This is a genomic window from Limnohabitans sp. TS-CS-82, assembly GCF_002943475.1.
Map to the genome: position 1 here is coordinate 198604 of NZ_PTQX01000010.1, position 18544 is coordinate 217147.

The following is an 18544-nucleotide window of genomic DNA, read 5'->3' on the forward strand; positions in this document are numbered from 1 at the left end:
CCCCTTTCAATGGTCGTCTTTGGGGTAATGCGTCAAACGGTCGGTCAACGCAATGGCCAACGCGCTGAGCAAGAACGTGATGTGGATGATGGTTTGCCACATCAACACCTTGACGTCGTAATTGGCGGCGTTGATGAAGGTTTTGAGCAAATGGATGGACGAAATGCCAATGATCGCGGTGCCCAGCTTGACCTTCAGCACCGAGGCGTTGACGTGGCTGAGCCACTCGGGTTGGTCGGGGTGGTCTTCCAGATACATGCGCGAGACGAAGGTTTCGTAGCCGCCGACGATGACCATGATCAACAAATTCGAGATCATCACCACGTCAATCAAGCCCAGCACCACCAGCATGATGACCGATTCATTGAGGTGCGTGACCACCACATCAGACTTGTAGCCAATGCTGCTGACCAAGGCCTCCAAGGCGGTGTGGCTGCCCATGGCGGCCTCCAGCAAATGCACCAACTCCACCCAAAAATGGAACACATACACAGCCTGCGCCGCAATCAGGCCCACATACAAGGGCAATTGCAACCAACGGCTGGCGAAAATATAACGAGGCAAAGCAGATTGACGTGACATACAAACCATTTCTACAAGAAGATTCAAATTTTGCCTGAGCCCACTAAACTCATCCGCATGCTGTTTCAAATTTTCTCTCTCATTTTGCAAGTCGTGGTTGGCGTGGTGGCGAGCACCTGTTTGTTGCGCATGTACATGCATTTGCAACGCGTGCCGCTCTCGGCGCGCTCCGGCAACCCTTTGGCCCCGTTCATTTTTGCCGCGACCAATTGGATCGTGCTGCCTGTTCGTCGCCATGTGCCCGCCCTCGGCCGCTTGGACACCGCCAGCTTGGTCGCGGCCTACGCGGTGCTGCTGGCGAAATACACCTTGCTGGGACTGATGTCCAGCGCCATGGGCCATTGGCTGAGTTTGCTCACGCAAGCCGGTTTTGAGCTGTTGAGCACCTGCCTTTCCAGCCTCATGTGGCTGGTCATCATTTATGCCGTGTTGTCGTGGCTGAAGTCGGGCACCGATGTGAGTTACTTCTTGGCACAGTTGGTGGAGCCCTTGCTGCGCCCCTTGCGTCGGGTGCTGCCGCAGATGGGCGGCGTCGATTTATCGCCTTTGGCGTTGTTGCTGGTGCTGCAAATTGCAGAGATCGTGCTCAACACCTTGCGCGTTGGCACCCTGTTTTAAGGAGCCGGGCATGAAACGTACCCTTGGCCGTTTGTTCTCGTCGTGGCGATGGGTGGTCGTGCTCGGCGTGTCATGCGGCGCCATGTCACTGGCACAAGCACAGACAACGGAGCGCACCACGACGTCCGCCCCCATTGCCAGCTCGCTGCCTGCGGTGGTCAGCATTGCCAGCTTGGATGTGCCCCGCTACATGGGCACTTGGTACGAGATTGCGAAATTCCCCAACAAGTTTCAACGCAAATGCGCTCGCCACACACGCGCCCAATACTTGGCGCAAGGCGATGGCACTGTGCAGGTACTCAACCGCTGCCTGACCGAGCGTGGCGAAGAAATCAATGCCCTTGGTTTAGCGCGACAAATCGGGCCTAACACCTCGCCACGATTGAAAGTGCGTTTTGCCCCCGCATGGCTGAGTTGGTTGCCCCAAGTCTGGGGCGATTACTGGGTCATCGATTTAGATGACGACTACCAACTGGCCGCCGTCAGCGAGCCCTCACGCGAATACCTGTGGGTGCTGTCGCGCACGCCCACGGTGGACGCCAACACCTACAACGCCTTGCTCAAACGCCTGAGCGCACAAGGCTTTGACATTGGCAAACTGGAACGCTCTCCACAGCCTTGAGAGCGCGGCTGAGGCAAAGCGCAGAGCGGCCCAGTCCCACCTAAAGCGCCAACTTACCCAGTGCCTCAACGCCCCGTAAATCGAGCGTCCCGCTTCTCAACAAACGACTGCACGCCTTCTTTGGCATCGTCGCTGTTGGATAAGCGTTGTTGCGTGTCGATGAACTCGTGCATGGCCACCACAGGGCCGTGCTCCACCGCCTTCAACACATTCAGGCGTGTGGCCACCACCGCCAACGGTGCTTGCGCCGCAATCGCGTTGGCGATAGTCAAGGCAGTCTCCAGCTCTAGCCCCACAGGCACCACTTTTTGCACAAAGTTCAGACGCAGCGCCTCGGCGGCGTCAAACACATCGCCGGTGAGCAAATGCAGCATCGCATTGCCCAAGCCCGCACGCTCTGCCATGCGCAAGGTCGCGCCGCCCGTGGCCATGATGCCGCGCTTGACTTCGAGTTGTGAGAAACGGCAATCGTCGGCGGCCACCACGATGTCGGCGGCCAGCATCAGCTCGATGCCCAAGGTGTAGGTGATGCCTTGCACCGCCACCACCATCGGTTTGACCCGGCGCCGATAACCCGCGATGCCTAAATCGCAAGGATCGACCAGCCCCAAAGGCACCGCTTTTTCGCCACGACGCATCAGCGGCGCGATCGACGGCAAATCCAAACCCGCTGTGAAATGTGCGCCTTTGGCATGCAGCAAGCCCACGCGCAAGGTCGGATCGTCGTCGAGGCGGGTGTAGGCCTCACCCAACTCTCGGTACATCTTGGGCGTGAACCCGTTGCGTTTGTTGGGGCGATTGATGGCAATCAGCAACACATGGCCGCGCACTTCGGTATCAATGCTGCCTTGCGGGTGGATGTTGTTTTCAGCGTGTGTGTCGGTCATAGCAAAAGGTCTTCCAATGTGATGCCCCAAGTTACGTCGCCAGCACGCCGCTGACCAGAGGGCAAGCCCTGCTGCGCTGTCACCTTGGTGATTAAAAAACGCCCAGCTTGCGGCGATAGTGCGCCATCTACAAGGACTCTGTCGATGCTTAAAAAACTCAGGGCGCTGCCCCTCTTCTTGGCCGCGCTCTGCACCTCCCTCGCCCCCGCCGCTCACGCACAAACGGGCGCTGGCAACTATCCCAGCAAACCCATCAAAATCATCGTGCCCTTTCCGGCAGGCGGCACCTCCGATGTGTTGGCTCGCTTGGTCGGACAAAAGTTGACCGAAGCGTGGGGCCAGCCCGTGGTGATCGACAACCGCGCGGGCTCCAACGGCAACTTGGGCGCAGATGCCGCCGCCAAGTCAGCGCCAGACGGCCACACCTTGGTGTTGATGGACGTGGGCAATTTGGTCATCAGCCCCGCGCTCTACAAACTGCCCTTCAACGTCTTGACCGACTTTGCGCCCGTGGCCATGGTGGGCTACTCGCCCCACTTGTTGGTGGTGAGCGACAAAGTGCCTGCCAACACCACGGCCGAACTCATCGCCTACGCCAAAGCGCAAAAAGGCAAGGTCAATTACGCAGCCGCCGCAGGCATGGGCAGCGCCACGCATTTGGCGGGTGTGGTGTTTGCCCAACGCAGCGGCATTGAATGGGGCTATGTGCCGTACAAAGGCGGCGCACAGGCCATGACCGATTTGATCGGTGGCCAAGTGGACGTGACCTTCAACGGCATGGTGGCCACCTACCCGCACGTCAAGTCGGGCAAGATCAAACTCATCGCTGTCTCCAGCGCCAAACGCAACACACAACTGAGCAACGTGCCCACCGTGGCCGAAACCTTGCCTGGCTTTTTGACTGGCAGCTGGCAAGGTTTGTTGGCCCCTGCGGGCACACCCAAAGCCATCGTGGACAAGCTCAATGCCGAACTGATGCGCATCACCGCGCTGCCCGATGTCAAAGAGCGCCTGAGCACCTTGGGCGCAGAGCCCTCCCCCATGACACCCGAGCAATTTGGGCAATGGCTCAAAACCGAAATTCCTGCCATGGCCAAGATAGTGAAAGACGAAAAAATCTCGATCGACTGAGCGCCCACCTACAGCCACACCATGTCTACCTCCAACTCTTCTTGCCATGAGGCCGTCGTTCACGGCCCGCTCAGTCACAAAACGCCACGCACTTGGCCCGCCGAGGGCTACACGCGTGCGCCGTATTGGGTCTACACCGACCCCGACATTTACGCCCAAGAACAGGCCAAAATTTTCAGAGGCAAAGCTTGGCACTACGTCGGCTTAGAGGCCGAAGTGCCCGACGTGGGCAGCTTCAAAACAACCTACATCGGCGAGCAATCGGTGGTGCTGACGCGTGCCGAAGATGGCTCGCTGCATGTGGTGGTCAACCGCTGCGCACACCGAGGCAACATGCTGTGCCGCGACGCGTTTGGCAAAGTCAAAAAGCTCTACTGCGTCTACCACGCGTGGAACTACAACCTCAAGGGCGACCTCACCCATGCTGCGTTCAGCCACGGCCTGCGCGGCGAAGGCGGGCTGCCCAAAGACTTTCAACTGTCAGAGCACGGGCTGCACAAGTTGCGCGTGGCCACCTTGTGCGGCTTGGTGTTCGCAACGTTCTCTGACGAGCTAGAACCGCTCGAAGACTGGCTGGGCGATGTGGCCCAAGGCATCCGCCGCGTGCTGCACAAGCCGCTCAAGGTGTTGGGCTACGACACCCAACGCATTCACGCCAATTGGAAGACGTACCACGAGAACCCACGCGACTCGTACCACGCCAACATCTTGCACACGTTTTACGGCACCTTTGGCTTGTCGCGCCAATCGCAAGAGTCGGGCATGACCTTGGACAAAAGTGGCCGTCACGTTTATTTCTACACCAAGGCGGGCACCGAGAAAAAGTCAGAAGACTTCGACAAAACAAGCGCCGCCTTGCGTTCGGTCAACAACGACATGAAGCTGGAAGACCCCAGCATCTTGAAATGGCGCGACGAGTTTGGCGATGGCGTGAGCGTGCAAGTGCTCACCACCTACCCCTCGTTTGTGTTGCACCAAATTGCCAACAGCTTGGCGACACGCCAGCTCATCCCGCGCGGCGTGGGCGAGTCCGACTTGGTGTGGACCTATTTCGGCTTTGAAGACGACGACGAAGCCACCACCCAAACCCGCTTGGTGCAAGCCAACTTGGCAGGCTCTGCCGGCATGATTTCCGTCGAGGACGCAGCCGTGTGCGAAATGATGCAACGCGCCATGGCCGATGGCCAAAGCGGTGAATCGTTCATTGAAATGGGCGGCAAAACCTTGGAGAGTGGCGGCACCACCAAACTGTCGGAACGCGCCATTCGCAACTTTTGGCACAACTACCGCTTAGACATGGGCATAGATTTGGACTTGGCATGACCCCGCACCACAACACCCACTTCAGAGCCGTCGAAAACTTGATTTACGAATGGGCGCGCGCCATTGACGAAGACCGCGTGGAAGCGATTGCAGATTTGCTGTTGCCCGAAGGGCGTTACACCGTCAAATCGCGCTTCAACCATGACCGTGATTTGCCCATGGCCATCATTGACAGCCGCAGCGCCGCGCAACTGCGTGACCGCATCAAGTCCATGCGGATTGCCAACATTTACGAGCCACACCACTACCGACACATCCTCTCAGGCGTGCAAATCGTGGGCGAAGAAAACGGGGTGTTGCACGTGCGCTCCAACTACTTGGTGGTGCGCACCATGGCCCTGGATGGCGATATGAAGATTTTCTCGACGGGTCAATGTTTGGACGAAGTGGTCATCACGCCCGAAGGCCCCCAATTCAAACAACGTTTGTTTTTGTACGACTCGCGCATCATCGAGACCTTGTTGGTCATTCCCATTTAAACCGCACTACTAACGCCAAGACGCGCCCCATGACACATACCAACCGCCGTGAATTTCTGAGCGCGTCCATCGCGCTCGCCTTGCCTCTCTCTGCCACACACGCCCAGGCGCAAAGCAGCACCACTTGGCCACAAAAAACCATCAAGATCATCGTGCCCAACCCTGCGGGTGGCAGCGCTGACTTGTTCCCGCGCTTGATCTCTGAGGCCTTGATGGCCAAGCTGGGGCAAAGCATCGTGATCGAGAACAAACCGGGCGCTGCGGGCAACATCGCCGCCGAATTTGTTTTCAATGCCGAGCCCGATGGCTACACCCTGATGGCCGCACCACCGCCCCCCTTGTCGATCAACGTGAGTCTGTACCCCAAGCTCAATTACGAGCCGGCGAAGTTTGTGCCCATCACAATTTTGTCGCTGGTTCCCAATGCCTTGATGGTGCATCCCTCGGTGCCCGTGAACACCGTGCAAGAGCTGATCGCCTACGCCAAGGCCAACCCCGACAAGCTCAGCTACGCCTCACAAGGCAACGGCTCTACCGCCCACTTGACGGCCGAGCTGTTCAAGCAAAAAACCGGCGTCAAGATGGTGCATGTGCCCTACAAAGGCGACGCCCCCGCCGTGGCCGATTTGTTGGCCGGCCACGTCAACGTGATGTTTGGCAACGTGGCGCAAGCCTCGGCACATTTGCGCAGCGGCAAACTCAAGGTGCTGGCCGTGACCAGCGCCAAACGCATCACCAGCATGCCCAACATTCCCGCCATGCAAGAAATCGTACCGGGCGTGGTGGCGGTGGCGTGGTTTGCCATGGTGGCGCCGCCCAAAACACCCGCTGCCATCGTCAACCGCTTGTCCGCCCTGATCGGTGAGATTTTGCGCACGCCCGAGATGGCACGTCGCTTCGCCGAAGTCGGCGCTGAACCCGTGGGCAACACCCCCGAAGAAATGGCGCAGTGGATGAAGGAAGACACCGAACGTTGGCGTCAGGTCATCAAGACCGGTGGCGTGACCATCGACTAAGCTTTCGGCCGTTCTTTCAACCCCTTTACTTTTTGACTCTCAAGGAAATTTCATGTCTCTCACCCTCGCACAAGCCAATCAAATTTTGCAAGGTGCCATTCAAAACGCACGCGCAGCCAACTACAAACCCATGGGCGTGGTGGTGCTGGATGCCTCTGGCCAGATGGTGGCCTTTGCACGCGAAGACGGCGCCAGCATGTTCCGCTTTGACATCGCACGCGGCAAGGCCTGGGGCGCAGTGGGCATGGGCACCTCCAGCCGTGCCTTGGCTGAACGCGCCAAAGACAACCCCACCTTCTTCATCTCGCTGGCGGCTTCTGCCGAGGGCAAGTTCTTGGCGCAACCCGGCGCGGTGCTGATCAAAGATGCGCAAGGCCACATCATCGGTGCAGCAGGTGCCAGCGGTGGCACGGGCGATGAAGACGAAGCCATTTGCATGGCGGGCATTCAGGCCGCTGGCTTGGTGGTGGGCTAAAAAGCATGGCGACCTCATCTGCAACGCGCCCCATCGTGGGCGTGATTGGCCTGGGCATCATGGGCGGCACGATGGCCGAAGAGCTGCTCAAAGCGGGTTACACCGTGTGCGGTTTTGATGTGGATGCCAAAGCCCAGAAGCGTTTGAAAAAAGCAGGCGGTCAGCCATTGGCCAACGCGGCAGAAGTGGCCGCGCAAGCGCAAGTTTTGATCGTCTCGCTGTCGACCTCCAAGGCCTTGTCGCTGGTGACCGAGGCCATTGCCTCGGTGCCCAAAGCGGCACGACCCACGCAACAAATCGTGATCGAAACCAGCACCTTGCCCATGGCCGACAAAGACGCTTGCGCTCTACAACTGCGCAAGGTAGGCGTGAGCACACTAGACGCCCCCATCAGCGGCACCGCGGTGCGCATCAAGGAACGGGCGTGGACGGTGTTTGTCAGCGGCACCCAAGCGGCCTACAAAAAGGTGCGGCCTGTGTTGCAGGTGTTCACCGACAACGTACCCTATGTCGGCCCCTACGGCAGCGGCACGAAGATGAAATTTGCAGCCAACCACTTGGTCGCTATTTACAACGTGGCCTATGCCGAGTCGGTCACATTGGCGCGCAAGATGGGCTTGGACCCACGCGAGGTGCTCAAGCTGTTTGGCAACAGCCCCGTCATCGGCACGGGCGTGATGCGTCTGCGCATGGCCATGATGCTCGAGCGCCAATACACACCGCCGACCATGAAGGTGGAGGTCTGGCAAAAAGACATGGAAGTGATTGGCGAGATGGCCAAGTCGGTCGACTGCCCCACGCCCTTGTTTTCTGCGGCGGCCTCGGTCTACACCGCGGCAATGGCGCAAGGTTTGTCGCAACAAGACACCGCGTCCACCGCCGAGGTGATGGGCGCGATGGCAGGCATCCCCTCTATTTTTTAGCCAATTTTTTAGCGACCTTCTCAGCTTCTGCGATCAACGGCAACTCGTCGCGCACGGCCTTGTAGGCGTCCAGCGCGGCAGGGCCGCCGCAGTACAAAAACGAATGCAAGATCAGCTCGCGCAACTCCACCTGCGTGACGCCGTTGCGAATGGCCCCGCGCAAATGAATTTTGATTTCAGCCGGTCGGTTCAAAGCAATGCACATCGACAACGTCGCCAAGCTGCGATCGCGCAGCGACAGCCCCGGGCGCGTCCACACGCTGCCCCATGCAAACTCGGTGGCCAACTCTTGGAATGGCATGTTCAAGTCAGTCGCGTTTTCAAAAGAACGCGCCACATAGTCTTCGCCGAGCACTTTGCTGCGCATGGCCAAGCCCGCTTTGTACGCGGCAGACCGCACCTTTGGAACGGCAGCTTTCTTGGCTTTGCTTGTGGCAGTGGCCTTGGCACCAGATGGGCTGGCTGAAGATTTTTTGAGTGTCATGTGAGTCAATCTGCTTTGATGTTGGCAGAGCGCACCACCGCGCCCCATTTGTCGATTTCGGCTTTGATGTAGGCACCAAACTGTTCTGGCGTGTCGCCCACAGGCAAGGCACCTTGTTGGTTGAGTTTGTCCGCCACATCTTTTTGCTTCAAGATGTCGACGATTTCGGCGTTGAGTTTGTTCACAATGTCTTTGGGCGTTTTGGCAGGCGCCAACATGCCGACCCAAGAGTACGCTTCGTAGCCAGGCACGCCGGACTCTGAAATCGTGGGCACATCGGGCAATGAGGGCAAACGTTTGGCACTGCCCACCGCGATGGCATTGAGCTGGCCTTGTTTGACCTGCGAGATCACCGACGGAATGCTGCTGTAGAGCATTTGCACATGACCCGACAACAAGTCTGACAGCGCAGGGCCTTGGCCTTTGTAAGGCACATGCACCGTTTTCACATGGGCCAAGTTGTTGAACAACTCACCGGCCAAATGCCCCGAGTTACCGCTGCCAGGTGACGCGAAATACAAGCTGCCGGGCTTGGCCTTGGCGAGGTTGATCACGTCTTGCGTGGTCTTGGCGGGCACGGATGGGTGTGTGACCAACAGCAGCGGGTAGTTCACCATGTTGGTGATGGGCGAAAAATCTTTGGTCGGGTCGTACGGCAATTTGTCGTAGAGGCTGGGGTTGACGGCCAATGGACCGGCAGCACCCACGGCCAAGGTGTAGCCATCGGCCGGTGCGGCCATCAAAGCCTGCAAGCCCACGATGCCATTGGCCCCTGCCTTGTTGTCGACCACCACCTGCTGGCCCAAACGCTCACCCAACTTTTGCGCAATCACGCGGGCGATCACATCGTTACCGCCGCCGGGTGGGAACGGCACGATCAAGCGAATCGATTTATTAGGGTACGCCTGCGCCATCAATTGGCCTGCCAAAGTAAGGGCCAAACCGCCCAACACAAGTTTAGAAAACGTGACGAACTTTCTCATCGATGAACTCCTTGGGGTCAAGACGAGCTGCAAAGAATTTGCAACGCTTCGGCGGCAGATCGTCACACAAAGAAGTTTTTAAACTGTTCCATAGGCGACAGTTTTAACGCCTCTTGCCGAGGGGTTGAGGGTTTACGAGCGTGTGGTTCATAGCTTGAATTTGTAGCATGCTAACCATTCAAGACACCCAGTCTTGCCGTGCATCTTTGAAGGATCGTCATGTCCAAAGTCATCATCACCTGTGCCGTCACAGGTGCGATTCATACGCCCTCCATGTCGCCGCATTTACCGGTGACGCCGGAAGAAATCATCGAGGCATCGTTGGGAGCCGCCGACGCGGGCGCGGCCATCATTCACTTGCATGCACGTGACCCGATCACCGGCAAGCCCGATCAAAGCCCCGAAGCGTTTGCCAAGTTTTTGCCGCAAATCAAAGCCAAAACCAATGCGGTGATCAACCTCACCAGTGGGGGCTCACCGTTCATGAAGATCGACGAGCGCATCCAACCTTCTATGCGTTTTTCGCCTGAGGTGGCGTCGCTCAACATGGGCTCGTTCAACTTCGCGCTCTTCCCGATGCTGGAGCGTTTCACTGACTTGAAACACGACTGGGAACGTGAACATTTAGAGAACAGCCGCGACCTGATTTTCCGCAACACCTTCAAAGACATTGAGTTCGCGCTGAAGGCCTGCAACGCCAACCAAACGCGGTTTGAGTTTGAGTGCTACGACATTGGCCACCTCTACAACTTGGCGCACTTTGTGGACAAGGGCTTGATCAAAGCGCCTTTCTTTGTGCAATCGGTGTTCGGCATTTTGGGCGGCATTGGCACACACCCTGAAGACGTGATGCACATGAAGCGCACAGCCGACCGCCTGTTTGGCAAGGACTACCAATGGTCGGTGCTGGGCGCTGGGCGCCACCAAATGCGCATTGCGGCCATGGGCGCTAGCTTGGGTGGCAACGTGCGCGTCGGCCTCGAAGACAGCTTGTGGATTGGCAAGGGCAAGCTCGCCGAGAGCAACGCACAGCAAGTGCGCCAAGCCCGCGCCATCATCGAAGGGCTTGGGCTGGAAGTGGCCACGCCTGACGAAGCCCGCGCCATGCTGCAGCTCAAGGGCGCGGCGAACACCCACATTTAATCAACACCAACGGAGACCATCTCATGCAACGCAGACACCTCTTATCCGCCGCCGCAGCCAGTGCTGCTTCAATCACCATGCCGTCCGCTTGGGCACAAAGCGCGGGCTACCCCAGCCGCCCCATCAAAATGATCGTGCCCTTTGCCGCTGGCATTTCGCCCGATGTGATCGCACGTTTGGTGGGCGACAAACTCAGCCAAGCGCTGGGCCAACCGGTGGTGATCGACAACCGACCAGGCGCGGGCGGCATGATCGGCGCGGAGGCGGCCAGCACCAGCGCAGCGGATGGTTACACCTTGTTTTTTAGCGTCAAGGCCGTGCACGCCATTGCGCCCAATGTGTATCAAAAACCTCAGTTCAACCCTGTGCGCGACTTCAAAGCGGTGAGCCAATTGCTGCTGGTGCCGCATGTGCTGACCGCGTCTCCTAACGCGCCTTACAACACCATGAAAGAGCTGGTTGAGTACGCCAAGCGCAACCCCGGCAAGATCGACTACGCCTCCTTGGGCGTTGGGTCGCAACCGCATGTGGCCATGGAAGCATGGGCGCAACGCTTAGGCATCAAACTCAACCACGTGCCCTACAAAACCAACCCATCGCCCGATGTGATGAGTGGCGTGGTGAGCCTGTCGATTGAAGCATCAACCACCGCGATCCCGTTGATCAAGTCGGGCAAGGTCAAGGGCTTGGCCATCTCGGGCGCTGAGCGCATTCCAAGTTTGCCGGATGTGCCCACCATGACCGAGTTCGGTTCCACGCTCGATGTGAACGGCCAGATCGGTAGCTCGTGGCACGGCATCTTCGCGCCCAAAGGCACGCCCGACGACATCGTGGCCAAGCTCAACACCGAGATTGTGAAGATCGTGAAGATGCCTGACATCCAATCTCGCATGCGCGATTTGGGCCTCACGCCCACCGGTACATCGGCAGAAGCCCTGTCCACCGTCGCGGCCTCGGACTACGCGTTCTGGGGCAAGATCGTCAAAGAGTTTGACATCAAGGTGGAGTAAGGCTTGAGCACCTCACCGAACGCCAACCGCCACACCGTGGGCGTCATTGGGCTGGGCATCATGGGCTCAGTGATGGCGGCCAATTTGGTGAAGGCTGGGTTTGAGGTGTTTGGCTACGACCCCGTTGCAGCCTCACGCCAACGCCTGAAAAAAGCGGGCGGCCACGTCTGCAAAAACGTGGCCGAGGTCGCGCAACATGCCACGCACCTGTTGTTGTCACTGCCCAGCGAAGCCGCACTCGATCTCGTGTGCGCCGAGTTGCTGGCCACCGGCCTCAAGGGCTTGATTGCCGCAGAAACCAGCACCTTGCCCGAGGTGTGCAAGCTGCGCAACAAAACCGCACTGGCCCAACACCGCATCACGCTGCTGGACTGTCCCTTGTCGGGCACTGGTGCCCAAGCGCTGACCCGCGACTTGGCGGTCTACGCCAGCGGCAACGCCAAAGCCATTCGCGCCATGCATGCGGTGTTTGAAGGCTTTGCCCGCGTCCGCTATGACGTGGGCGACTTTGGCAACGGCATGCGCATGAAGCTGGTCGCCAACCTGTTGGTGGCGATTCACAACGTGTCATCCGCCGAAGCCATTTTGATGGGCGCGCGTGCGGGCCTCGACCCCGCCACGATTGTGAAAGTTGTGGCCGATGGCGCAGGCGGCTCGCGTATGCTGCAAGTGCGAGGCCCCATGATGGTGGAACGGTCATGGGAAGACGCGACGATGAAAGTGTCGACATGGCAAAAAGACATGGCGCTGATTCAAGCGCTGCTGCAAGCCACCGACACACCCGCGCCCTTGTTTTCAGCAACCCTGCCCATCTACAACGCCGCGATGGCCATGGGGCACGGCATGAACGACACCGCATCGGTCTATGACGTATTGGAGCGATGGACGCAAACGACGCCACGCGCCAAGAAGCGAAAATAAGCACTTCTTAGCTCTGCACACCGTCAGGCCATGGGCCTGACCCTCTATGGAAAATTATTTAATCTGGGCCAGCATCGCGGCCATGTTGGTGGGCTTGTCCAAAGGTGGCCTGCCAACGGTCGGCATGCTGTCCGTGCCTATTCTTTCGCTGTTCATGTCGCCCGTGAAAGCCGCTGTCATGCTGCTGCCCATTTATGTGATCTCGGACATGGTGGGCATTTGGCTGTATCGCAAAAACTTCAGCGCCATCAATTTGAAAATCCTCATCCCTGCGGGCGTGGGGGGCGTGATCGTTGGTTGGCTCACCGCGTCCATGGTGTCTGATGTGGCTGTGAAGCTGCTGATTGGCTTCATGGGCATTGGGTTTTGTTTGAACACTTGGCTCAAACGCAAAGCCCAACAAGCAGCGCGTCCTGCCGATGTGAAGAAGGGTGTGTTTTGGGGCTTGGTCGCGGGTTTCACCAGCTTTATTTCGCACGCGGGTGCGCCACCTTTTCAGGTGTACATGCTGCCGCAAAAACTCCCAAAGACCGAGTTTTCAGGCACGGCCACGATTTTGTTCGCCATCATCAACGCCGCCAAAATTTGGCCCTACCAACAGTTGCGCCCCTACGGCTACGACGACTTGATGAGTGCCGCGGTGCTGATCCCCTTTGCCTTGATCGGCACGGTGGTGGGCGCGTACCTCACCAAGAAGATTGCTGACGTTTGGTTCTACAAACTCGTGCAGTTCGGGCTGTTTGTGGTGTCGGTGAAGCTCATCGTCGATGCGGTCTCAAGTTTTTAACTCAGACGCCACCGCATGCGGCGGTGCGCGCAACGCCAAACTCAGTTGATCCACCAACTCGGCCCAATCTGAGTTTTGGGCCAAGGCTTCACTTAAAAATTCGGATTGCCCTTGCGTCCAAAACGGCGCGTCGGGCAAGCGAATGGCCTCCGATAGGGGCTGCTTGTCGCGCACGAATTGCGCAATGCTTGTGGGGTCTGACGGCAAGCCCAATTGCGCGAACAAATCTGTGAACCGATGTATCGACTGTTCCATAGGTCACCTGTTTTAAAAGCCATGGAAGACCCGTTTTTACATCAATCGCGTCCACATGTCTGCATGGCAACGACTAGACAAGCGCCTGCGACAAATGCTCAATCAGCACCGACACCCGATGCGGGATGTAGCGATTGCTGGGCAAGACCGCATAAATGCCCAAAGGCTCAGACGCGAACTGGCTCAAGATCTCCACCACCTCGCCACGTGCAATGAAAGGCTGCGCGATGAAATCGGGTTGGCGTGTGATGCCCAAGCCCTCCGCCGCCGCCTTGGTCAACGCCACGCCGTTGTTGGCGGTGATGCGGCCACGGATTGGGAAGTGCGACAACTGCCCCTCCACTTGGTAGTCCCACGAGGTGGGCGTCATGTTGATCGAATAAGCCAAGCATTCATGGTTTTGCAGTTCACGGGGGTGCGTGACTTGGCCGTGTTGCAGCACGTAGTCGGGTGACGCCACCGTCATCAGACGGCAAGTACCCAGCTTTCTCACAATGTCGCTTTGGTCCAGATTGGCCGTGATGCGGATGGACACATCGATGCCCTCTTCAATCAAATTGGCGCGCCGGTCTGAAAAATCCATGGCCAGCTGAATGTGCGGCTGCTGCTTGGCGAACTCTGTCAGCTCAGGCATCAAACGCTGCAATCCAAAACTCAGCGGCAACCCCAACCGAATACGCCCTCGGGCAACAGCCTTTTCGTCCAACAGGCTGGACTCTGCCGCATCCACCATGTTCAAGATGACGCGGCACTTTTCAAGGTAAGCCGCCCCTGCCGTCGTGAGCGTGAGGCTGCGGGTGCTGCGCGTGATGAGCTTGGTTCGGAGCTGAGTCTCCAGCCCCGCAATCTGCCGCGTGATGACGGAACGGGCCACGTTCTCTTGGTTGGCCACGGCCGTGAAGCTGCCCGCTTCGGCCACCCTGACGAACACTTGCATTGCGTTGTATTTATCCATTGTTGCGTATTTTGCAACAAGCATTTGCTGACTAGATACTTTTTCTAATTTCTTTAACAACCTACATTCGCTTCAACACACAAACTTTGAACCATGCAAAACCTTCGCAATGTCCTCTTCGTGCCACATGGCGCCCCCACATTTGCCCTGAATCCAGGCGCAGCGGGTGCAGCCATGACACAGGTGGCCAGCCGCCTGCCAACGCCACGCGCCATCATCGTGGTGAGCCCGCATTGGGAAACCCAGGTCCCCACCGTGGGCACCGCGACTTCGCTGGAAACCATCCACGATTTCTACGGATTCCCAAACGCGTTGTACGCCATGAAATACCCAGCAACGGGCTGCCCTGAGGGCGCGCAAGAAGTGGTCGCTGCGCTGAAAACGCAATTTCCACACGTTGACGTGGACGCCACGCGAGGTCTGGACCATGGCGCGTGGGTGCCATTGCTGCAGATGTTTCCGAACGCCGATGTGCCCATCATTCCCGTCTCCGTGCAAGGCCATGCAGGCCCCGCACACGCCTACAAAGTGGGGCAAGCGCTCGCCGCCTTGGCCGAACACGACTTCTTGGTGATCGCCTCTGGCAATCTGACACACAACTTGGGCGACTACCGCATCGTGGCCAGCCAACAAGGGCAATCGCCCGCTTACGTTCAGGCCTTTTCAGACTGGCTCGAAGAGCACCTGCGCCATCGCGATGTCGACAGCCTGCTTCACTACCGTCAACACGCCACCGATGGCGTGCGCGCACACCCGACCGAAGAGCACCTGTTGCCCCTGTTTGTCGCCCTCGGCGCAGCAGGCCCCTCTGCACAACCCCAGCCGTTTTACCGTGGCATCAGCGATTACGTGCTGGCCATGGACGGCTATGCCTTTGTTTGAAGAAAGCACATGAAAACCTCTTACCACCCCCTCTCCAAAGCCCTGCATTGGCTCATGGCCGTTGCCCTATTTGGCTTGCTCGCCCTCGGTTTCGTGATGAGCGACATGCCGTTGTCGCCTGAGAAATTGCAGTACTTTTCTTGGCACAAATGGGCCGGCGTCAGCGTGTTCTTTTTGGTGTGGTTTCGCCTCTTGTGGCGCGTCCTCACACCACCGCCCGCGTATCCAGCCAGCATGTCGATCCACCTGCAAAGGCTCGCGCATGGCGGACACTTTTTGCTGTACGCCTTGATGATGGTCATACCGCTGTCGGGCTGGTTGATGAGTTCTGCCAAAGGCGTTCAAACGGTTTGGTTTGGCGTGCTGCCGCTGCCCGACTTGCTGAACCGCGACAAAGAACTGGGCCAGCTCTTGGAATTGATTCACGGCAGCTTGAACTGGGTCTTGATGGCCTTGATCGTGGGCCACGTTGGCGCCGCACTGAAACACCACTTCTTCGACCGCGACGACATTCTGACGCGCATGTTGCCGCACAAACATTCACAAGGAAATGACCATGCTTAAATTTTTCAATCTCACACGTTCTACCGTTTTTGCAGCCGTGTTAGCCACAGGGTTGAGCACCGCCGCGCAAGCGCTTGAATACAAGTCGATTCAGGCCGAGAAAAGCAGCGTGACGTTCAACTACAAACAAATGGGCGTCGCCATGGATGGGAAATTTAAAAAATTCTCATCGCAGCTGAGCTTTGATCCAGCCAAAGTCGCGGCGGCCAAAGCCACGATTGAAATTGAACTGGCGTCCATCGACACGGGCTCCTCCGACGCAGACCAAGAAGTGGTTGGCAAAGCGTGGTTCAACACCGCCGCCTTCCCCAAAGCGGTGTTCGTGTCGAACCAGATCAAACAGACGGCGCCCAATCAATACCAAGTGGCGGGCAAGCTGACGATCAAAGGTCAAACCAAGGACATTTCATTTCCGCTGAAACACACACCACAAGGCGCTACCGGCCAATTCACCGGTGGATTCATCTTGCACCGCGCCGACTTCTTGATTGGAGAAGGCATGTGGGCCAAGTTTGATGTGGTGGCCAATGACATCCAAGTCAACTTTCAACTCACCGCACCCGCGGGCAAATAATTTTTAACCAGGAGTCTTTACATGACAAAACTCAACCGTATCGCCGCCGCTTTGGCCTTTGCAACTGTGGCGGCCACATCGGCCATCGCTGCACCTCAGACCTACGTGGTCGAAGGCACGCACACGTTCCCACGTTTTTCGTACTCACACTTTGGCTACTCCACACAGTTGAGCCGCTTCGACAAAACCACGGGCACCGTGGTGTTTGATGCCGAAGGCAAAACAGGCTCGGTGGACATCGTCATCGACATGACCTCGGTCAACACAGGCTTTGCAGACTTCAACGGCCACATCCAAGGCGAAGACTTTTTGGACACTGCCAAGTTCCCGAAAGCCACCTTCAAGTCCACCAAAGTGGTGTACCAAGACGGCAAGCCCACGAGCATTGACGGCCAGTTGACCATCAAAGGCGTGACCAAGCCTGTGACGTTGACGGTCAGCGCGTTCCAAGCCATGCCGCACCCCATGCTGAAGAAAGCCGCCTTGGGCGCCAATGCTTGGACGGTGATCAAACGCTCGGAGTTCAACGCCGGTAAATTCGCCCCCTACGTCGGCGACGACGTGCGCATTGACATTGCCATCGAAGCGATTCAGCAATAAAGCAAACTTGCATGAAAAAAGCACCCTCGCGAGGGTGCTTTTTTTTGTGCTGCTGAGCCGCGCCTTAAGAAGCCTTGACGCGCGCCATGAACTCGTGCGGGACCAGCGCCACTTTGTGCGTGCTGCGGTCAATGAACACAATGCCGATCTTGCCGCGCGCAACTTCGCGGTGCGTGTCTAAACACTCCATGCGATACACCAGATCAAAGCCGTAAGAGTTGTAGTCTTGCGGCACCATGCTGACGCGCATCGTCTCGCCATGAAAGCCCTCCGACTTGTATTGCGCCACGATGTCGCCCACCACGATGGGATGGCCCGCCACGTTGCCTTCGGTGTAACCCAGTGATTTGAAAAACCGCACACGCGCCTCTGACACCAAAGTCAGCAATTGCGCGTTGTCTAAATGACCACCTTGGTTGACATGGCTGATGTAGATCTGAATGTCCGTGGCAAAGATGAAATGGTCAGGGAGTTCGAATTGGATACGGGGCATGGTTTTAAAAATTAAGCGCTAGTTCAGCGCGTCCAACAAATCTTGCGTGTCGCGAATGATGGGCTGCGCCAATTGCGCCAACAAATGGCCATCGCTTGCACGCTGGGCCCACCGGTTTGAAGCCTCCAACACGGGATGGGTGTGCAAGTAGTCGGGCACCTCAAAGTCTGGGGTTTCCACCTTGAAGGCCAACAGCATGCTGAGGTAGCCTGAAAAATACAAGCTGAACATCAAGGCATTGGCCGCTTCTTGCGTGATCTCGCGGCGGCCTACGCGCTGTAAAAACAAAGCCTTGGGGGCGTGTCCTAGATTTTGTGTAAACGGTCTAATGGCAGGAAACTGCCTTCATCTTCAAAGGAAGAGAAATGACCGTAAGCAACGAACTGATAGACCGCCTGTTGGCGGATTACAAAAAGCCTGAAGACCTCATCGGAGAAAACGGGCTTCTCAAACAATTGACCAAACGCTTGGTCGAGCGAGCCCTTGAAGCCGAGATGGCTGAGCACCTTGGGCACGGCAAGAACGAACCCGTTGCCAATCCCAAGGGCAACACCCGAAACGGCAAGAGCCGCAAAACGCTCAAGGGCGAGTTTGGCGAACTGCCCATCGAGATTCCCCGTGATCGCGATGGCAGCTTTGAGCCGCAGATCGTGCCCAAGCACCAAACCCGCTGGACGGGGTTCGATGACAAGATCCTGTCCTTGTATGCCCGTGGCATGACGGTGCGTGAGATCCAAGCGCACCTCGAAGAAATGTACGGCGCAGAAGTCTCACCCACGCTGATCTCAACCGTCACCGATGCCGTGATGGACGAAGTCAAGGCTTGGCAGTCTCGCC

At 57.7% G+C, this 18544-nt stretch carries 25 protein-coding genes; 17 read left to right on the forward strand and 8 right to left on the reverse strand.

Annotated elements, in window-relative coordinates:
• Positions 1-6 precede the first annotated feature (6 nt).
• Entirely contained in the window at positions 7-582 is a 576-nt protein-coding gene (locus C5F52_RS19265; protein ID WP_236657930.1) for a TIGR00645 family protein, read from the reverse strand.
• A gap of 57 nt (positions 583-639) precedes the next feature.
• Here C5F52_RS19265 and C5F52_RS19270 point away from each other — a divergent pair, with 57 nt between their 5' ends.
• Both C5F52_RS19270 and C5F52_RS19275 read left to right on the forward strand, forming a co-directional pair.
• Complete coding sequence (locus C5F52_RS19270; protein WP_104799974.1) at positions 640-1200, forward strand: YggT family protein; 561 nt, start codon at positions 640-642, stop codon at positions 1198-1200.
• A gap of 10 nt (positions 1201-1210) precedes the next feature.
• Positions 1211-1822: a lipocalin family protein gene (locus C5F52_RS19275; RefSeq protein WP_236657931.1), complete on the forward strand. Its 612-nt coding sequence runs from the start codon at positions 1211-1213 to the stop codon at positions 1820-1822.
• Positions 1823-1887: 65 nt separating this feature from the next.
• On the opposite strand, the gene C5F52_RS19280 is transcribed toward C5F52_RS19275, so the two are convergent.
• A complete protein-coding gene (locus C5F52_RS19280; RefSeq protein WP_104799975.1) occupies positions 1888-2709 on the reverse strand; it encodes a crotonase/enoyl-CoA hydratase family protein in 822 nt (273 codons plus the stop codon).
• 144 nt (positions 2710-2853) lie between these two features.
• Here C5F52_RS19280 and C5F52_RS19285 point away from each other — a divergent pair, with 144 nt between their 5' ends.
• The 6 genes from C5F52_RS19285 to C5F52_RS19310 are packed head-to-tail and all read left to right on the forward strand — an operon-like array spanning position 2854 to position 8056.
• Positions 2854-3840: a tripartite tricarboxylate transporter substrate binding protein gene (locus C5F52_RS19285; protein WP_104799976.1), complete on the forward strand. Its 987-nt coding sequence runs from the start codon at positions 2854-2856 to the stop codon at positions 3838-3840.
• A 21-nt stretch (positions 3841-3861) separates the two neighbouring features.
• On the forward strand, positions 3862-5163 hold the full coding sequence (locus C5F52_RS19290; protein WP_104799977.1) for an SRPBCC family protein: 1302 nt from the start codon (positions 3862-3864) through the stop codon (positions 5161-5163).
• On the forward strand, positions 5160-5642 hold the full coding sequence (locus C5F52_RS19295; protein WP_104799978.1) for a nuclear transport factor 2 family protein: 483 nt from the start codon (positions 5160-5162) through the stop codon (positions 5640-5642). Before C5F52_RS19290 ends, C5F52_RS19295 begins: the two co-directional genes overlap by 4 nt.
• 29 nt (positions 5643-5671) lie before the next feature.
• A complete protein-coding gene (locus C5F52_RS19300) occupies positions 5672-6658 on the forward strand; it encodes a tripartite tricarboxylate transporter substrate binding protein (protein ID WP_161499739.1) in 987 nt (328 codons plus the stop codon).
• Between the two features lie 52 nt (positions 6659-6710).
• A complete protein-coding gene (locus C5F52_RS19305; protein ID WP_104799980.1) occupies positions 6711-7133 on the forward strand; it encodes a heme-binding protein in 423 nt (140 codons plus the stop codon).
• Positions 7134-7138: 5 nt separating this feature from the next.
• Positions 7139-8056 (forward strand): NAD(P)-dependent oxidoreductase, encoded by a 918-nt coding sequence (locus C5F52_RS19310; RefSeq protein WP_104799981.1) that lies wholly within the window; start codon positions 7139-7141, stop codon positions 8054-8056.
• Here C5F52_RS19310 and C5F52_RS19315 read toward each other — a convergent pair.
• Positions 8046-8540, reverse strand: a complete 495-nt coding sequence (locus C5F52_RS19315; RefSeq protein WP_201747050.1) for a carboxymuconolactone decarboxylase family protein — start codon at positions 8538-8540, stop codon at positions 8046-8048. The two genes, C5F52_RS19310 and C5F52_RS19315, sit on opposite strands and share 11 nt — an antisense overlap.
• 5 nt (positions 8541-8545) lie before the next feature.
• Positions 8546-9523, reverse strand: a complete 978-nt coding sequence (locus C5F52_RS19320; RefSeq protein ID WP_104799982.1) for a tripartite tricarboxylate transporter substrate binding protein — start codon at positions 9521-9523, stop codon at positions 8546-8548.
• Positions 9524-9742: 219 nt separating this feature from the next.
• On the opposite strand from C5F52_RS19320, the gene C5F52_RS19325 reads away from it, so the two are divergent.
• Genes C5F52_RS19325 through C5F52_RS19340 form a run of 4 tightly spaced genes read left to right on the forward strand, consistent with a single transcriptional unit; the run spans position 9743 to position 13384 of the window.
• Positions 9743-10666 (forward strand): 3-keto-5-aminohexanoate cleavage protein, encoded by a 924-nt coding sequence (locus tag C5F52_RS19325; protein WP_104799983.1) that lies wholly within the window; start codon positions 9743-9745, stop codon positions 10664-10666.
• Between the two features lie 23 nt (positions 10667-10689).
• Positions 10690-11676 (forward strand): tripartite tricarboxylate transporter substrate binding protein, encoded by a 987-nt coding sequence (locus tag C5F52_RS19330; RefSeq protein WP_104799984.1) that lies wholly within the window; start codon positions 10690-10692, stop codon positions 11674-11676.
• A 3-nt stretch (positions 11677-11679) separates the two neighbouring features.
• Positions 11680-12597 carry an NAD(P)-dependent oxidoreductase gene (locus C5F52_RS19335; RefSeq protein ID WP_104799985.1) on the forward strand — a complete coding sequence of 306 codons (918 nt, stop codon included), beginning with the start codon at positions 11680-11682 and terminating at the stop codon, positions 12595-12597.
• A gap of 46 nt (positions 12598-12643) precedes the next feature.
• The gene (locus C5F52_RS19340) at positions 12644-13384 is read left to right on the forward strand and encodes a sulfite exporter TauE/SafE family protein (protein WP_104799986.1); all 741 of its coding nucleotides are present in this window, start codon (positions 12644-12646) and stop codon (positions 13382-13384) included.
• On the opposite strand, the gene C5F52_RS19345 is transcribed toward C5F52_RS19340, so the two are convergent.
• Positions 13373-13639, reverse strand: coding sequence for a DUF2789 domain-containing protein (locus C5F52_RS19345; protein WP_104799987.1), 267 nt, complete (start codon positions 13637-13639; stop codon positions 13373-13375). The two genes, C5F52_RS19340 and C5F52_RS19345, sit on opposite strands and share 12 nt — an antisense overlap.
• A 73-nt stretch (positions 13640-13712) precedes the next feature.
• Complete coding sequence (locus C5F52_RS19350) at positions 13713-14594, reverse strand: LysR family transcriptional regulator (RefSeq protein ID WP_104799988.1); 882 nt, start codon at positions 14592-14594, stop codon at positions 13713-13715.
• Between the two features lie 93 nt (positions 14595-14687).
• Between C5F52_RS19350 and C5F52_RS19355 the strand changes: the two genes are divergently transcribed.
• The 4 genes from C5F52_RS19355 to C5F52_RS19370 are packed head-to-tail and all read left to right on the forward strand — an operon-like array spanning position 14688 to position 17214.
• Entirely contained in the window at positions 14688-15476 is a 789-nt protein-coding gene (locus tag C5F52_RS19355) for a class III extradiol ring-cleavage dioxygenase (RefSeq protein ID WP_104799989.1), read from the forward strand.
• Positions 15477-15485: 9 nt separating this feature from the next.
• Positions 15486-16040 (forward strand): cytochrome b, encoded by a 555-nt coding sequence (locus C5F52_RS19360; protein ID WP_104799990.1) that lies wholly within the window; start codon positions 15486-15488, stop codon positions 16038-16040.
• On the forward strand, positions 16033-16614 hold the full coding sequence (locus tag C5F52_RS19365; RefSeq protein ID WP_104800010.1) for a YceI family protein: 582 nt from the start codon (positions 16033-16035) through the stop codon (positions 16612-16614). Before C5F52_RS19360 ends, C5F52_RS19365 begins: the two co-directional genes overlap by 8 nt.
• A gap of 21 nt (positions 16615-16635) precedes the next feature.
• The gene (locus tag C5F52_RS19370) at positions 16636-17214 is read left to right on the forward strand and encodes a YceI family protein (RefSeq protein WP_104799991.1); all 579 of its coding nucleotides are present in this window, start codon (positions 16636-16638) and stop codon (positions 17212-17214) included.
• 64 nt (positions 17215-17278) lie between these two features.
• On the opposite strand, the gene C5F52_RS19375 is transcribed toward C5F52_RS19370, so the two are convergent.
• The gene (locus C5F52_RS19375) at positions 17279-17707 is read right to left on the reverse strand and encodes a thioesterase family protein (protein WP_104799992.1); all 429 of its coding nucleotides are present in this window, start codon (positions 17705-17707) and stop codon (positions 17279-17281) included.
• A gap of 18 nt (positions 17708-17725) precedes the next feature.
• Positions 17726-17995: a hypothetical protein gene (locus C5F52_RS19380; RefSeq protein ID WP_104799993.1), complete on the reverse strand. Its 270-nt coding sequence runs from the start codon at positions 17993-17995 to the stop codon at positions 17726-17728.
• Between the two features lie 77 nt (positions 17996-18072).
• On the opposite strand from C5F52_RS19380, the gene C5F52_RS19385 reads away from it, so the two are divergent.
• A partial coding sequence (locus tag C5F52_RS19385) for a transposase (RefSeq protein WP_146100125.1) occupies positions 18073-18544 on the forward strand: 472 nt, incomplete at its 3' end.

What these genes read in the sequence shown, in the direction of transcription:
- C5F52_RS19295 (WP_104799978.1), top strand. Translation starts at nt 5,160, where the DNA reads ATGACCCCGCACCACAACACCCACTTCAGAGCCGTCGAAAACTTGATT.
- C5F52_RS19280 (WP_104799975.1), bottom strand. Translation starts at nt 2,709, where the DNA reads ATGACCGACACACACGCTGAAAACAACATCCACCCGCAAGGCAGCATT.
- C5F52_RS19320 (WP_104799982.1), bottom strand. Translation starts at nt 9,523, where the DNA reads ATGAGAAAGTTCGTCACGTTTTCTAAACTTGTGTTGGGCGGTTTGGCC.
- C5F52_RS19275 (WP_236657931.1), top strand. Translation starts at nt 1,211, where the DNA reads ATGAAACGTACCCTTGGCCGTTTGTTCTCGTCGTGGCGATGGGTGGTC.
- C5F52_RS19315 (WP_201747050.1), bottom strand. Translation starts at nt 8,540, where the DNA reads ATGACACTCAAAAAATCTTCAGCCAGCCCATCTGGTGCCAAGGCCACT.
- C5F52_RS19330 (WP_104799984.1), top strand. Translation starts at nt 10,690, where the DNA reads ATGCAACGCAGACACCTCTTATCCGCCGCCGCAGCCAGTGCTGCTTCA.
- C5F52_RS19375 (WP_104799992.1), bottom strand. Translation starts at nt 17,707, where the DNA reads ATGCCCCGTATCCAATTCGAACTCCCTGACCATTTCATCTTTGCCACG.
- C5F52_RS19265 (WP_236657930.1), bottom strand. Translation starts at nt 582, where the DNA reads ATGTCACGTCAATCTGCTTTGCCTCGTTATATTTTCGCCAGCCGTTGG.
- C5F52_RS19365 (WP_104800010.1), top strand. Translation starts at nt 16,033, where the DNA reads ATGCTTAAATTTTTCAATCTCACACGTTCTACCGTTTTTGCAGCCGTG.
- C5F52_RS19310 (WP_104799981.1), top strand. Translation starts at nt 7,139, where the DNA reads ATGGCGACCTCATCTGCAACGCGCCCCATCGTGGGCGTGATTGGCCTG.
- C5F52_RS19350 (WP_104799988.1), bottom strand. Translation starts at nt 14,594, where the DNA reads ATGGATAAATACAACGCAATGCAAGTGTTCGTCAGGGTGGCCGAAGCG.
- C5F52_RS19285 (WP_104799976.1), top strand. Translation starts at nt 2,854, where the DNA reads ATGCTTAAAAAACTCAGGGCGCTGCCCCTCTTCTTGGCCGCGCTCTGC.
- C5F52_RS19290 (WP_104799977.1), top strand. Translation starts at nt 3,862, where the DNA reads ATGTCTACCTCCAACTCTTCTTGCCATGAGGCCGTCGTTCACGGCCCG.
- C5F52_RS19345 (WP_104799987.1), bottom strand. Translation starts at nt 13,639, where the DNA reads ATGGAACAGTCGATACATCGGTTCACAGATTTGTTCGCGCAATTGGGC.
- C5F52_RS19325 (WP_104799983.1), top strand. Translation starts at nt 9,743, where the DNA reads ATGTCCAAAGTCATCATCACCTGTGCCGTCACAGGTGCGATTCATACG.
- C5F52_RS19355 (WP_104799989.1), top strand. Translation starts at nt 14,688, where the DNA reads ATGCAAAACCTTCGCAATGTCCTCTTCGTGCCACATGGCGCCCCCACA.
- C5F52_RS19370 (WP_104799991.1), top strand. Translation starts at nt 16,636, where the DNA reads ATGACAAAACTCAACCGTATCGCCGCCGCTTTGGCCTTTGCAACTGTG.
- C5F52_RS19300 (WP_161499739.1), top strand. Translation starts at nt 5,672, where the DNA reads ATGACACATACCAACCGCCGTGAATTTCTGAGCGCGTCCATCGCGCTC.
- C5F52_RS19340 (WP_104799986.1), top strand. Translation starts at nt 12,644, where the DNA reads ATGGAAAATTATTTAATCTGGGCCAGCATCGCGGCCATGTTGGTGGGC.
- C5F52_RS19270 (WP_104799974.1), top strand. Translation starts at nt 640, where the DNA reads ATGCTGTTTCAAATTTTCTCTCTCATTTTGCAAGTCGTGGTTGGCGTG.
- C5F52_RS19305 (WP_104799980.1), top strand. Translation starts at nt 6,711, where the DNA reads ATGTCTCTCACCCTCGCACAAGCCAATCAAATTTTGCAAGGTGCCATT.
- C5F52_RS19360 (WP_104799990.1), top strand. Translation starts at nt 15,486, where the DNA reads ATGAAAACCTCTTACCACCCCCTCTCCAAAGCCCTGCATTGGCTCATG.